Consider the following 15,827-nt stretch of genomic DNA (forward strand, 5'->3'; position numbering starts at 1 on the left):
GTCGCCAAATGTGACGACCCAGTGACGGTACCCCTGATGAGTTTCCCGGCCAATTCAGAGCCTTCCGGCAGGCGCGTAGGATAGGTCCGAAGCGCTGGCTGGCTGAAGGACTTGGTTTCAAATTCGGAAATGTCTTACGGGGTTTGGGACTAGGGTTTTGATCGCGTCATGGCCACCAGGTGCATGGCGCTGCAAAATTTGCGGCGAACGCCTGGTGGCCCTGATGCGGTCAACAGCCCTCGCGCTCGAAGACCAAGAAAAGGCCGGGGGCGCTTTGCGCCCCTTTCGCGGCACAAGGCCGCTCCTACAGAGAGGAACATGGTCTCCTCCTGTAGGAGCGGCCTCGTGCCGCGAAAGGGCTGCAACGCAGCCCCGGCGATCTACCTCAGAACCCCATGCTGAAGCTCACCACCACACCATGGTCACGGTTCTCGCTCGACAGCTGCCCGGAATACCCGACCCCCAGCTTGCCGCTCGCGCCCACCGACAGGTCCACCCCTGCCTCGACCACTGCCGCGTCCTTGGCGATCGGCACGCCCTCGGTGCTGAACCCGGCGCCACCGTCGATAAAGCGCAGATCCGCATCGGGCTTGTCGTCACCGAACGCATGGCGCCAACCCACCGACAGCCGCGGCGTGACGCGGCTGCCATTGTCGAGCAGGATGCGCTTGCCGGCCCGCACGCCCAGGGTGGAGAAGGTCACGTCCTGGTCGACCTTGCCTTCTAGCCGCCCTGCCCCACCCTTCTCGTGGGCGGTGTCGCTGTCGTAGTTGACGTAGGCCAGCCCGGCGAACGGCTCCAGGGCGATGCCGCCGGCATCGATGGCGTAGCCCACCTCGCCGAACACCTGGGCGCTGCGCGCCTTGTACTTGGCCTTGAGCCGGTCGTCGTAGCTGCCGACGGTGACATCGCGCTTGGTGTCGATGTCGTGCCAGCTGTAGGCCACGCCCATACGGGCGGCGAAGGCGTCCAGCTGGTAGCCGAGGTAGGTGGTCAGGTGGTAGCTGTCTACCGTGGCGTCGGAGCGACGGCGGTGCGCATCGATGCTCGAGCGGGTGTAGCCGGCGGCGGCGCCGACTTTCCACTGGTCATCCAGGGCACGGTCGACGCCGAGCATGAAGCCCGACAGGTCGCGGTCGACGCTGGCATGGCTGCTGCTGCCGTCGTAGGTACCCCAGCCGCCGATGGCGCGGATCCAGCCCACAGCCTGGCCCTGGCAGCCTTCGCTGGTCAGCTGCTGGTTGGCGGTCGGCGCCAGGGTGCGACGCGGATCGTCCTGGTTGCTGCAGTCGGCCTGGCGCAGACGGTCGTTGACCGCTTCGCGGACGTAGCGCGAGTCCTCGATCAGCACGGTCGCGGTGCTGGCGTGGATCTCGCCGGACAGGCTGTCGAACGCCGCCTGGGCGCCCTGGCGGTCCAGCGGCAGCAGGTTGTTGACCAGCTCGGCCGGCGCCCCGGCGCTGCCCAGGGCCGTGGCCACGCCACGCTGGTTGCCGGTGGCGGCGACATCGGCGAAGGAGTTGCCGTTGCGGCTGACCGACAGGGTCACCTGGTTGGCGCCATAGTCCAGCGAGCTGTTGAGGAACGCCGAGTTGGCCAGGTTGGTGGTGGCGAAAGTACCGGTGACGCCACCCGCGGCGCTGACCACGGTGTACTGGCCGTTGCCGCTGGCAAGGTTGGCCACCATCAGGCTGCCGCCGAGGTTCGCGGTGCCGCCCACGTTCAGGTAGTTCACCGGTGAACTGGCGAGGTCGATCACCAGGGTGCCGGTGGCGCCATTGGTGAAGTTGCCCGACACGTTCAGGTTGCCGGCCGGCCCCGGCAACACGGTGCCGTTGTTGATCAGCCCGGCGACGGTGCCGTTGCCGGTCAGGGCGGCGCCGTTGGCCACCGTGACCTGGGCGCCGAGGTTGCTGCCCGGGTTGGCCGCGTCGCCCACCTGGAGCACGCCCTGGTTGACATTGAAGGCGCCGCTGAACGGCTGGTTGCCGGTCAGCAGCAAGGTACCGCCACCCTGCTTGGTGGTGGTGCCGGTACCGCTGAGGGTGCCGTTGAAGGTGCCGTTGCTGCCCTGGGCGAACACCAGGTTGGCGTTGTTGAGGATGTTGCCCTGCAGGCTGGTGGTGTTGCCGACCAGGGTACCGCCGCTGACGGTGGTGCCGCCGCTGTAGGTGTTGGCGCCCGCGAGGATCAGGGTGCCGGCATCGAGTTTCTCGATACCGCCAGTGCCGACCAGCGGTGCGCTGACGGTGGCCGTCGCGCCGGCGTTGACACGCACTGCCGCCAGGCTGCCGTCGGCATCGTTGACCGGGGTCAGGCTGCCGCCAGAGCCCGGGACGACCTGGTAGCCATCACTGAGGAACTGCAGGCCCTCGAACGACTGGTTGCCAACCACGGTAACGGTGCCCGACGTGCCGCCAAAGACCGCGTAGCCGCCACTCCAGCCTTCGCTGCTGGTACCGCCGGCATTGGTCCAGCCAGTGTTCGAGCCCCAGGTGCCACTGCCGCCGCCGACGCTGCCGTCGGGGTTGGTCTTGCCGCCGTTCCAGAACTGCAGCTCCTCGCCGTAGTTCTGCACCACCAGGTTGATCTGGTTGGCGATGGCGGTCTGCAGGCTGAGGTCGCCCAGGACCACGCTGCCGGGGATGGCGCCGAACACCAGGCCATTGTCGGTGAGCGTGCCGCCGTAGCTGAACAGTTGGTAGACACCGGTGCCGAAGCCGCCGACATCGGTGATGTTCAGCGTGCCGTCAAGCACCAGGTTGCCGTTGACCCTGACCACGGTGGTGGAGGCGGCCGGAGCGCCAAGGCTGAAGTCCAGGGCGCTGCCCGACGCCAGGTCGAGGCTGCCTACTGTGAGCGGCGTGGCGCTCTGGCCGGCGGCCAGGGTAGCGCCGTTGGCGATCTGCACGCCGCCGCCGTAGGTGCCGCTGCCGCCCAGGCGGGCGCCGGTGGCGACCTGCACGCTGGTGCTGTCGAGACGGCCGTTGACCAGCAGGGTGCCGGCATTGACGCTGGTGGCGCCGGTGAAGGTGTTGACCCCGGTCAGCAGCAGCTCGCCGGTACCGTTCTTGGCCAGGGTGCCGTTGCCGCTGAGGTTGCCGGTGTAGCTGCCGTTGGCGTTCTGTTCGAAGGTCAGGGCGCCGTTGTTGAGTATCGCGCCTTGCAGGCTGGTGCTGTTGCCCACCACGCCGCCGGCGTTGATCTGGGTGCCGCCGCTGTAGGTGTTGGCCCCGTTCAGGGTCAGCAGGCCGGCGCCGTTCTTGATCAGCCCACCCGTGCCGCTGACTACGCCATTGAGAGTCAGGGCGTTGCTGCCGGCGATGGCCAGGGCACCGTTGAGCACGGTGGTGTTGGCCAGGGTGACGGCGGTGTTGCTGTCCAGCGTGGTGCCGCCTGCGGCCGTCAGCGTGCCGCTGCCCAGCGCGCTGTTGTTGCCAAGCACCAGGGTGCCGCCATTGAGGGCAGTGCCGCCGCTGTAGCCGTTGGCGGCGTTGAGCACCAGGGTGCCGCCGTCCTGCTTGGCGACGCTGCCGGTGCCGTTGAGGGCGACGTTGAGGGTCGCGGTGACACCGTTGTCGACCCGCAGGTTGGTGGTGCCGTTGCCCAGCAGTTCACCGGCGGCACCAGCGTTGAGCACATAGCCATCGGTGACGAACTGCAGACCGGTGATGCTGTGGCTGCCGTTAACGGTGACGGTGCCCGGGGCGCCCTGGAACACCGCGAAGGTGTCGTTCCAGGTGCTGTTCAACACACCGTTGACGTCGGTCCAGTTGGTGTTGGTGGCATCCCAGGTGCCGCTGCCGCCGTCGATCTGACCGTTGGCGACGCTCTGGCTGCCGTCCCAGAACAATACGTTGCTGGCACCGCCGACCACCAGGTTGACCTGGTTGGCCACGGCAGTCTGCACGGTCAGGTCGGTGATCGGCACCGGCGTGGTGCCGAAGCTCATGCCGTTGTTGGTGAGGCTGCCGCCGTAGGCGAACAACCGGTAGACCCCGGCGCCGAAGCCGCCGATGTCGGTGACATTGAGGGTACCGCCCAGGGTCAGGTTGTTGGCCACGTTGACCAGCGGCGTACCACCAGACGACGGCGTGCCCAGCGAGGCGTTTAAGTTGGCGCCGCTGTCGAGCACCAGGTTGCCGGCGTTCAACGTGCTGCCGCTGGTGGCCGCGAGGTTGCCGCCGTTGGCCACCGTCACCGCGCCGCCGAGGCTGCCGGCGCCGCTGAGGCTGGCGCCGCTGGCGACGTTGACCGCGCCGCTGGCCAGGGAGCCATTCACCTGCAGCCCCCCGGCCTGGATGTTGGTGGTGCCAGTGTGGCTGTTGGTGCTGCTCAACGCCAGGGTGCCGTTGCCGAGTTTGTTCAGGGTGCCGGTGCCGCTGATATTGCCGTCGAACACCCCACCCTCCACTGCCAGGCTGTTGCCGGCGGCGATCTGGATCGCGCCGGTGCCGCCGATGTCGCCGAGGCTGGTGTTGCCGTCGAGGTTGAGGCTGGCGCCGCTGCTGACATTCAGCTGGCTCTGGGTACCGAGGGCAGTGGTGCCGATGGTGCTCAGGCTGCCGGAGAGGATGTTGAGGATGCCGCTGAAGGTGTTGTTGCCCGACAGGGTCAGGTCGGCCAGGCCGCTCTTGTTCAGCTCGCCCCCGCCGCTGAGCACGCCAGCCAGTTGCAGGTCGTTGCTTCCCAGCACGTTGAGCACGCCACTGACATTGACCGGGTTGGCCAGGGTGACGGCACTGGCGCTGTCGAGGTTGGCGTTGCCGCTGACCTCCAGGCCGCCGGTGCCCAGCGCCGCGTTGTTGCCGACCACCAGTGTACCGGCCTGCAAGTCGGTGCCGCCGCTGTAGGTGTTGGCGCCCATCAGCGCGAAGCGCGCGAGGCCGGCCTTGAGCAAGCGACCGGTGCCGCCGACGGTGCCGCCCAGGGTCAGGTCGTTGCTGCCCAGCACGGTGAGGTCGCCCGTGGTGGTGACGTTGTTGGCGAGGGTGACCGCCTGGCTGCTGTCCAGGCTGGTGCCGGGCGCCGCGGTCAGGCTGCCGGTGCCGAGCGCGGTATTGGAGCCCAGCACCAGGGTGCCGCCATTGAGCGCGGTATTACCGGCATAGGTGTTGTTGCCGGCCAGCGCCAGCCGCGCGCTGCCGGCCTTGACCAGGCCACCGGCGCCGCCGATGTTGCCGTTGAGGGCCAGGTCATTGCTACCGGCAATGTTCAGCGGGCCGGCCAGGGTGACGGCATTGCCGAGGGCGACCGAGGCGTTGCTGTCGAGGGTGGTGCCCGCCGCGGTGTCGAGCGCGCCGCTGCCCAAGGCGGTGTTGCTGCCGACGATCAAGGTACCGCCGCTGAGCAGGGTGCCGCCGCTGTAGCTGTTGTTGCCGTTGAGCACCAGGGTGCCGCTGTCGAGCTTGTTGAGTTTGCCGACGCCGGCCAGGCCGACATCAAGGGTCGCCGTGGCACCCGGATCGACCCGCACGCTGGTGTCGCCACCGCTGCCGTTGATCAGGTCGAGCGCGCCGCCGGTGCCCGCCAGCAGGCGATAGCCATCGGTGACGAACTGCAGGCCGTTGACGGTCTGGCTGCCGTCAACGGTGACGTCGCCCGCTGTACCCTGGAACACCGCGAAGGTGCTGCCCCAGGTGGTATTGAGCACGCCGTTGAGGTCGGTCCAGTTGGTGTTGCCGGCGTTCCACACGCCGGTGCCGCCATCGACCTGACCGTTAGGCACGCTCTGGCTGCCGTCCCAGAACTGGATGTTCAGGCCGGCGGCGCTTACCAGCAGGTTGACCTGGTTGGCCAGGGCGGTCTGCAGGGTCACGTCACCCAGGCCTACGCCCACTGGCAGGCTGCCGAAGTCCAGGCCGTTGTCGGTGAGCGCGCCGGTGTAGTCGAAGATGCGGTACACGCCGTTGCCGAAGCCGCCGATGCTGCCGACATTGAGCGTGCCGTCGAGGGTCAGGTTGCCGCCGACGTTGAACAGCGCGGTGCCGCCGGTGGACGGGGCGCCCAGACCTACATCGACGATCGAGCCGCTGTTGAGCACCAGGCTGCCGAGGCCCAGGGTGGCGCCGCTCTGCCCGGCCAAGTGGCCGCCGTTGTTGATGACCACCGTGGCGTTGGCACTGCCGCTGCCGGTCAGGGTGGCGCCGCTGGCGACCGTCAGCAGGTTGCTGCCCAGGCTTCCGTCGATCTTGAGGGTGCCGGCGTTGACCTGGGTGTTGTCGGCCAGGTTGCTGTTGCCCGTGAGGGTCAGGGTGCCGCTGCCGATCTTGGCCAGGCCGCCCAGGCCATTGAGGCCGCCGGCGAAGGTACCGTTGAGGTTGTTGCTGCCCAGGCTCAGGGTGCTGCCGATGCCGACATCGACCTGGCCGCTGCCGATCAGGCTGCCGAGGCTGGCGTTGCCGTTGAGGTTGAGCTGGCCGCTGGCACCGACGTTGAGGGTGTCGACGTTGGCCAGTACACCGCCGCCTAGGGTGGTCAGGGACCCGGCCTGGATGTCGACGTTGCCGGTGAAGGTCTTGACGCCGACCAGGGTCAGGTCGTCGACGCCGGTCTTGACCAGGTTGCCGCTGCCGCCGAGGTCGCCGCTCAGGATCAGCGCGTTGGCGGCTTCAACGGTCAGGTTGGCACCATTGCTCAGGGCAATGGTGTTGCCCAGGGCCATGGGCGTGCTGTTGGCCAGGGTGGCGTCGGCGGTGACCGAAAGGGTACCGGTGCCCAGCGCACCGCTGCTGCCCAGGGTCAGGCGCCCGGCGTTGAGCTGAGCGCCGCCCTGGAAGCCGTTGTTGCCATTGAGGGTCAGGTTGCCGCTGCCGTTCTTGGTCAGGCCGGCGGTGCCGTTGATCACGCCATTGAGGGTCAGGTCGGTGCCGCCATCGACGGTCAGGCCGGCGTTGAGGGTGACGTTGTTGGCCAGGGTGGTGCTGGCGCCGCTGCTCAGGGTCGAGGCCCCGGCGACGGTCAGGGCGCCCTGCCCCAGCGCGTTGTCGTTGCCGACCACCAGCCGGCCGGCATTCAGGGTGGTGCCGCCCAGGTAGTTGTTGGCGCCATTGAGGGTCAGGGTGCTGGCGCCGGACTTGTTCAGGCCGCCGACGCCATCCACCACGCCGTTGAGGGTAAGGTCGGCGCTGCCCGGCAGGTTGAGGGTACCGCCCAGGTGTACATTGTTGGCCAGGGTGGCGCCTGCGCCACCGGCATCGAGGCTGGTGTTGGCACTGGTGCTCAACGCGCCGCTGCCCAGCGCGGTGTTGCTGCCAACCACCAGGGTGCCGGCGTTGAGGGTGGTGCCGCCGCTGTAGGTGTTGTTGCCATTGAGGGTCAGGGTGGCGGCGCCGTTCTTGACCAGGCCGTTGCTGCCGGAGACCACGCCGTTGAGGGTCAGCGCCTGGCTGCCGCCAAGGGTCAGGTTGCCACCGGCGAGGTTGACGGCGTTCACCAGCGCCAGCGCCTGGCTGGCATCGAGGCTGGCGGCGCCGTTGACGGTCAGCGCACCGCTGCCCAGGGCGCTGGCGTTGCCCAGCAGCAGGCTGCCGGCCTGCAGCGAGGTACCGCCGGCGTAGGTATTGCTGCCATTGAGCACCAGTTGCCCGGCACCCAGCTTGTTCAGCGCCCCGGCACCGCTGATGACACCGTCGAGGGTCAGGGCCTGGGTATTGTTGACGCCGAGGCTGGTACCGGCACCAAGGCCGATGGCATTGGCCACCTGCAGCACGCCGGTGGTGGCCAGGGTGCTGCTGCCGGTCACCGCCAGGTTGCCCGTGCCCAGGGCGGTGTTGTTGCCCAGGGTCAGGGTGCCGCCACCCAGGGTGGTGGTGCCCTGGTAGGTGTTGGCGGCGCCGAGGCTCAGGTTGCCGCTACCGGTCTTGATCAGGCCGCCGGTACCGCTGATCACACCATTGAGGGCCAGGTTGTTGTTGCCGGTCAGGCTCAGGGTGTTGTTGAGTGTCACCTGGTTGGCCAGGGTCAGGGCGCCGGTGGTGGCCAGGTTGCTGGCGCCGCCGACGGTCAGGGTGCCGGTGCCCAGTGCCTGGTTGTTGCCCAGGGTCAGCGTGCCGGCATTGAGGGTCACGCCTCCGGTCAGGGTGTTGGCGCCACTGAGGGTGAGGTTGCTGGCACCGTTCTTGGTCAGGCTGCCGGCCCCCGTGACCAGGCCGCCCAGGCCCAGGTCGTTGCTGCCGGTGATGGTGAGGTTGCCTCCCAGGTTGACCGTGTTGCCGATGTTGATCGCCGCGGAGCTGTCCAGCGTGGTGCCGGCCGCCGCGTTGAGCTGACCGAGGCCAAGGGCGCTGGCGCTGCCGAGCACCAGGGTGCCGGCATTGAGGTTGGTGTTGCCCAGGTTGCCATTGGTGCCGTTCAGGGTCAGGGTGCCGCTGCCGGTCTTGGTCAGGCCGCCGACGCCGTTGACGTTGCCGCCCAGGGTCAGGTTCTGCGCCCCGGCGATCGTCAGGTTGCCGGCCAGGTTGAGCTGGTTGGCCAGGGTGACGTTGGCATTGCTGCTCAGGGTGGTGCCGCCGACTGCGTTCAGGGCGCCGGTGCCCAGCGCGGTGTTGCTGCCTACCACGAGAGTGCCGCCGTTCAGGCTGGTGCTGCCCTGCTGGCTGTTGCTGCCGTTGAGGGTGAGCGTGCCGGAACCTGTCTTGACCAGGCCCCCGGTGCCACTGAGCGCTCCGTTGAGGGTGAGGTCGTTTGTTCCCGGTAGGGTGAGGTTGGCGTTCAGGGCGACGGTATTGCCCAGTGCCAGGTTGCTGGTGGTGTCCAGGCTGGCGGCACCGGTGACGCTCAGGCCGCCCGTGCCCAGCGCCTGGGCGTTGCCGAGGGTCAGGGTGCCGGCACCCAGGCTGGTGCCGCCGCTGTAGGTGTTGGCGCTGCCCAGGGTCAGGTTGGCGCCGCCAGCCTTGACCAGGCTGCCAAGGCCGGAGACCACGTTGGACAGCCCCAGGTCGGCGGAACCGGCGACGGTCAGGGCACCGCTTAGATTGAAGGCGTTGCCAAGGGTCACGGCGGTGTTGCTGTCCAGGGTGGTGCCGTTGGCGGTGCTGACAGCGCCGCTGCCAAAAGCGGTGTTGTTACCGACCACGACCGTGCCGCCGTTGAACAGGGTGCCGCCGGTGTAGCTGTTGGCACCATTGAGCACCAGGGTGCCGCTGTCGAGCTTGGCCAACTGGCCGCTGCCCGAGAGGCCGACGTTGAGGGTCGCGGTGACGCCGGGGTCGACTCGCACGGCGAAGGCGCCGTTGCTGCCGTTGACCAGGTCCAGCCCACCGGCGCCGATCAGGCGATAGCCGTTGGTGACGAACTGCAGCCCGGTGGCGGCCTGGGTGCCGACCACGGTGACATCCCCCGCAGTGCCCTGGAACACCGCGAAGTCACTGGCCCAGCTGCCGTTGAGCACGCCGTTGACATCGGTCCAGTTGGTGTTGCTGCCATTCCAGGTGCCGGTGCCGCCGTCGATCACGCCATTGGGCACGCTCTGGGCGCCGTCCCAGAACTGCACGGTGCCGGTGGCGCCGCCGACCAGCAGGTTGACCTGGCTGCCGATGGAGGTCTGCACCTGCAGGTCGCCGGGCAACATGGCACCCGGCACGTTGCCGACCAGCAGGCCGTTGTCGACCAACGCGCCGGTGTAGTCGAACAGCCGGTAGATACCGGTGCCGAAGCCGCCGACGTCGGTGACGTTGAGGGTGCCGTCCAGGGTCAGGTTGCCGTTGACGTTGACCAGCGCGGTGCCGCCAGTAGCGGGCGAGCCCAGGCCGAAGTCGAGGACCGAGCCACTGTGCAGGGTCAATGCGCCGGTGCCGAGGGTCGCACCGCTGTTGGCCAGCAGGTGCGCGCCGTTGGCGATGTCGACCGCCCCCAGCAAGCTGCCGGTGCCGCCGAGACTGGCGCCGCTGTTGACCTGCACGCTGGCGCTGGCCAGCGAGCCGGTGACATTGAGCAAGCCGGCATTGACCGTGGTATTGCCAGCGAGCACGTTGACCCCGGACAGCTCGAAGCTGCCACTGCCGTTCTTGATCAGCCCGCCGCTGCCGGCCAAGACGCCGCTGAACACGCTGTTGAGGTTGTTGCCGCCCAGGGTCAGGGCAGCACCGCCCGCGATATTCACCGTACCGGCGCCGCTCAGGCCACCGATGGTGGCGCTGGCGCCGAGGTTGAGGCTGGTGCCGGCGCCGACGCTGACCGCCGAGGTATTGCCCAGAGCGGTGGTACCGACGGTGGTGATGCTGCCGCCGAGCAGGTCGATGGCACCGCTGAAGGTGTTGTTGCCCGTCAACGTCAGGTCGGACACGCCGTTCTTGATCAACCCGCCGGTACCGGCGAGCACGCCGCCCAGGGTCAGGTTGTTGCTGCCGCCAAGGGTCAGGTTGGCGCCGAGGTTGACGTCGTTGCCCAGGGTCATCGCCACGCTGTTGGCCAGGGTCGCGGCGCCCCCGACGTTCAGCGCGCCGGTTCCCAGCGCCGCGGCATTGGCCAGGGTCAGGGTGCCGGCATTGAGGTTGAGGCCGCCGCTGAAGGTGTTGGCGCCCGACAGGGTCAGGTTGGTGCTGCCGTTCTTGGTCAGCGCGCCAGTGCCGCTGATCACGCCGCCAAGGGTGGTGGCGTTGCTGCCTGGCAAGGTCAGGGTGGCGCCAGCCCCCAGGTTGATGGCGTTGCCCAGGTTGAGCGCGGCGCTGCCGTCGAGGCTGGCATTGCCGCCCACGCTCAGCGCGCCGCTGCCGATGGCGTTGTTGTTGCCCAGGGTCAGCAGCCCGGCATTGAGGGTGGTGCCGCCGCTGTAGGTGTTGTTGCCGTTGAGGGTCAGTCCGGCGCTGCCATTCTTGACCAGCGCACCGCTGCCGCTGATCAGGCCGCCGAGGGTGGTGGCGTTGCTGCCCAGCACGGTCAGGGTGTTGCCGCCCAGGCTGATGCCGTTGGTCACCGCCACCGCGGTGCTGGCGTCGAGATTGGCGTTGCCGCCCAGGGTCAGGGCACCGATGCCCAGCGCGGTGTTGCTGCCGAGGGTGAGCGTGCCGGCATTGAGCTGGGTGCCGTTGGTGTAGAGGTTGTTGCCGCTCAGGGTCAGGTTGGCGTTGCCGTTCTTGACCAGCGAGCCGATGCCGCTGACCACGCCGCTCAGGCCCAGGTCGGCGCTGCCGTCGATGGTCAGGGGGCCGGCGATGGTAACGTCGTTGGCCAGGCTGACTGCCGTGCTGGCATCCAGGTGGGTGCCGGCCAAGGTGTTGAGGGTACCGGTGCCCAGCGCGGTGTTGCTGCCGAGCACCAGGGTACCGGCGTTCAGACGGGTGATGCCGCTGTTGCTGTTGTTGCCGCTCAGGGTCAGGCTGGTGGCGCCGTTCTTGGTGATGCCGCCGGCGCCGGCGATGGTGCCGCTCAGGGTCAGGTCGTTGCTGCCGGGCAGGATGAAGTTGCCGGCCAGGTTCAGCGCGTTGCCGATGTTCAGCCCGGCGACGCTGGTATCCAGCGTGGTGTTGTTGGCGGCATTCAGCGCGCCAGTGCCCAGGGCGGTGTTGCTGCCCAGTACCAGGGTGCCGGCGTTGAGCGCGGTGGCGCCGCTGTGGGTATTGTTGCCGCTCAGGGTCAGGGTGGCGCTGCCGCTCTTGACCAGGCCGCCGGTGCCACTGAGGTTGCCGGCCAGGGTGAGATTGCTGGTGGTGGGCAGCGACAGGTCGGCGGCGAGGTTGATGGCGTTGTTCAGGGTCATGGCCGTGGAGTTGGCCAAGGTGGCAGCACCGCCGACGTTCAAAGCTCCGGTCCCCAGCGCCGCGGCGCTGGCCAGGGTCAAGGTGCCGGCATTGAGGTTGAGACCACCGCTGAAGGTGTTGGCACCTGACAGGGTCAGGTTGGTGCTGCCGTTCTTGGTCAGCGCGCCAGTGCCGCTGATCACGCCGCCGAGGGTGGTTGCATTGCTGCCCGCCAGGGTCAGGGTATTGCCGGCGAGGTTGATGGCATTGCCCAGGTTGAGGGTGCCGCTGCCGTCGAGGCTGGCGTTGCCACCCAGGGTCAAGGCGCCGCTGCCCAGGGCATTGTTGTTGCCCAGGGTCAGCAACCCGCCGTTGAGGGTGGTACCGCCGCTGTAGGTGTTGTTGCCGTTGAGGGTCAGGCCGGCGCTGCCGTTCTTGACCAGCGCGCCGGTGCCGCTGATCTGTCCGGTCAGGGTGGTGGCGTTGCTGCCCAGCACGGTCAGGGTGTTGGCGCCGAGGCTGATGGTGTTGGTGGCGGCTACCGCGGTGCTGGTGTCGAGGTTGGCGTTGCCACCCAGGGCCAGGCCGCCGATGCCCAGTGCGGTGTTGCTGCCCAGGATCAGCGTGCCGGCGTTGAGCTGGGTGCCGTTGGTGAAGACGTTGTTGCCGCTCAGGGTCAGACTGGCGTTGCCGTTCTTGACCAGCGAGCCGATGCCGCTGAGCACGCCGCTCAGGCCCAGGTTGGCAGTGCCGTCGATGGTCAGGGGGCCGGCGATGATGGCGTCGTTGGCCAGGCTCACGGCCGTGCTGGCGTCCAGGTGGGTGCCGGCGGCGGTGTTGAGGGTGCCGGTGCCCAGCGCGGTGTTGCTGCCGACCACCAGGGTACCGGCGTTGACAAAGGTGGAACCGCTGTTGGTGTTGGCACCGGTCAGGGTCAAGGTGGTGTTGCCGCCCTTGGTGATGCCGCCGGCGCCGGCGATGACGCCGCTCAGGGTCAGGTCATTGCTGCCGGGCAGATTCAGGTTGCCGGCCAGGTTAAGGGCGTTACCGATGTTCAGCCCGGCGACACTGGTGTCGAGGGTGGTGTTGGTCGCGGCGTTGAGCGCGCCGGTGCCCAGCGCGGTGTTGCTGCCCAGCACCAGGGTGCCGGCGTTCAGCGCCGTGGCGCCGTTCTGGGTGTTGTTGCCGCCCAGGGTCAGGCTGGCGCTGCCGTTCTTGATCAGCCCGCCGGTGCCGCTGAGGTTGCCGGCCAGATTGAGATTGTTGGCGCCGGCCAGGGTCAGGTTGGCGCCGAGGTTGACGCCATTGTTCAGGGTCATCGCCACGGCGTTGGCCAGGGTCGAGGCCCCGCCAACAGTCAGGCCGCCCGTGCCCAGGGCCGCCGCGCTGGCCAGGGTCAGGGTGCCGGCATTGAGGGTCAGCCCGCCACTGAACGTGTTGGTGCCACCCAGGGTCAGGTTGCTGCCGCCGTTCTTGACCAGTGCCCCGGTGCCGCTGATCACGCCACCCAGTGTGGTGGCGCTGGTGCCCGGCAGAGTGAGGGTGTTACCGGCCAGGTTGATGGCGTTGCCCAGGTTGACCGCCACGCCCGCATCGAGGCTGGCATTGCCGCCCAGAGACAGCGCGCCGGTGCCCAGGGCATTGTTGTTGCCCACGGTCAGCACGCCGCCATTGAGGGTGGTGCCGCCGCTGAAGGTATTGCTGGCGTTGAGGGTCAGGCCGGCGCTGCCGTTCTTGACCAGCGCGCCGGTGCCGCTGATGACACCGCCCAGGGTGGTGGCACTGGTGCCCAGCAGGTTGAGGGTGTTGGCGCCGAGGTTGACCGCGTTGCCCAGGTTGACCGCGGTGCCGGCGTCGAGGCTGACGTTGCCGCCCAGGGTCAGCGCACCGCTGCCCAGCGCATTGCTGTGCCCGACGGTGAGCTTGCCGGTGTTGAGCGTCAGGCCGCCGCTGAAGGTGTTGTTGCCATTGAGGGTCAGGTCGCCGGCGCCATTCTTGACCAGCGCGCCGGTGCCGCTGATGACACCACCCAGGGTGGTGGCGCTGGTGCCCAGCAGGTCGAGGGTGTTGGCCCCCAGGTTGATCGCGTTGCCCAGGCTGACCGCGCTGCTGGCATCCAGGCTGGCATTGCCGCCCAGGGTCAGGCCGCTGGTGCCCAGCGCGGCGCTGTTGCCGACAGTGAGCTTGCCACCCCCCAGGGTGGTGGTGCCGCTGTAGGTGTTGACGCCGTTCAGGGTGAGGTCGGCAGTGCCGGTCTTGGTCAGGCCGCCGGTACCGCTGATCACGCCGTTGAGGATGGCGGCATTGCTGCCCGGCAGCGTGAGGGTGTTGCCGCCCAGGTTGATGGCGTTGCCCAGGGTGAGCGCGGCGGTGTGGTTCAGGGTGCCGTTGCCAGTAAGGGTCAGCGCGCCGGAACCGAGGGCACTGTCGTTACCGATGGTCAGCGTGCCGCTGGCCAGTGTGGTACCGCCACTGAAGGTATTGACGCCGTTGAGCGTCACGGTGCCGCTGCCGCTCTTGACCAGCGAGCCGGTGCCACTGAGCACGCCGCCAAGGGTCAGGGCATTGCTGCCGGGCAGGGTCAGCGCCGCGTTCAACGCCACGTTGCTGTTCAGCACCAGTGGCACGCTGCCCTGCAGGCTGCTGGCGCCGCTGACGGTGAGGCCGCCGCTGCCCAGTGCCGCGGCGCTGGCCAGGTTGAGGCCGCCGGCGGCCAGGTTGGTGCCGCCGCTGTAGGTGTTGGTGGCGCCGAGGGTGAGCAGCCCGGTACCGGTCTTGGTCAGGCCGCCGACACCCGAGATCACGCCATTGAGAGCCATGTCGGTGGCGCCGCCGACGCTCAGGCCGGCATTGAGGGTGAAGTTGTTGGCCAGGCTCAGGCCACCGACGCTGGCCGCCAGCCCACCGCCATTGACGGTAATGGCGCCACTGCCGAAGACACTGGAATTGTCGAAGTTGAGCTGGCCTCCGTTGAGGGTGGTCTGGGTGGTGCCGTTGAGCACCTGGCCGATCAGGCTCCAGGTGCCGGCGTCGACAATCAGGCGGCTGAAGTTGATGTAGTTGGTGGCGTTGATCGTACCGCTGCCCGCGGTGCCGCTGCCGCCGCCAATGGCGTTCTGCAGCGCCAGGGTGTTGGTGCCGCCGGCGCCGCCGTCGATCTTCCCGGCTGCGGCAAAGGCGAGGTTGGGGTTGCTGGTGACCAGCAACGCCACGCCGACCCCAAGCCCTGCCCCGACGCTGGAGCCGGTGATGGCGTTGAAGCGGTTGGTGCTGTTGGCGCCCATCGACAGGCTGCCGGTCAGGGTCCCGGCGTTGGTGAAGGTGTTACCCGCCGCAGAAGCCTCGAACGCGGCGCGGCCGAGGATGGTGCCGGTGTTGGTGAAGTTCACCGTACTGCCGCCGGTCACGGCGATGACCGGCGTGTCCTCGCTCACCAGCGTGAGGCTGGCCAAGGCCGAGGAGCCGATGCTGCCGGCGTTGCTGATGGTGGTAGTGCCGGCGGCGCCGTTGCGTGCGTCCAGCGCCATGCCGGTGAGGTTCAGCAGGTTGGCGCCGAGCAGGGCGCCGGTGCCCTTGATCACGCCCGTGGCGTTGTTGTTGATGGTGAGGGTGCTGCCGGTGCCGGTGTTGCCGATCAGCACGGCGGAGGACTGGATGCTCAACAGCCCGAGCAACGTCGGGTCGATGGTGCCGGAGTTGTTCAGGGTGTTGTTGTTGCCGGCCAGCGATAGCGAGGTGCCGCCCACGCCCAGCAAGGTGCCCAGGGTCGCGCCCGGGTTGACGTTCACGGTGAGGCCGCTGCCGCCGTTGGTATAGCTCGGCGCCAGCGGGTTGGCAGCGCCGTTGCAGGTGATCGTGGCCCCGGCCGCGCTACAGGCAGCCAGGGCCTGTTCGCTGGACAGACCAAATGCCATCGCACCTACAGCCAGGCTGACAGCCAGCGACAGTTGCGAGAAACGGGCGGGTGAACGGGGGGCGGCACGTCTGTCCACGGAGAGCTCCTTCGTGGATCAGGCGATTCAGTCCTTGAATGCGTGCACAGCGGGGCAGGAAAGAGCAGTGGAACACGCGACGGCCGAAACGCCTGATCTATGGCTACGAATTTCCTTTGAGGGAATGTGTAGCCGCTCAGGCGCGGGCGGTACGGCG

The 15,827-nt window shown here is 68.4% G+C and carries 1 protein-coding gene; it reads right to left on the reverse strand.

The window, feature by feature from the left end:
* Positions 1–385: 385 nt before the first annotated feature.
* A complete protein-coding gene (locus tag POF53_RS01585; protein ID WP_498966078.1) occupies positions 386–15,670 on the reverse strand; it encodes an autotransporter-associated beta strand repeat-containing protein in 15,285 nt (5,094 codons plus the stop codon).
* Positions 15,671–15,827 lie beyond the last annotated feature (157 nt).

The sequence above is a fragment of the Mitsuaria sp. RG genome, assembly GCF_028369275.1.
Lineage (GTDB): Bacteria > Pseudomonadota > Gammaproteobacteria > Pseudomonadales > Pseudomonadaceae > Aquipseudomonas > Aquipseudomonas peradeniyensis.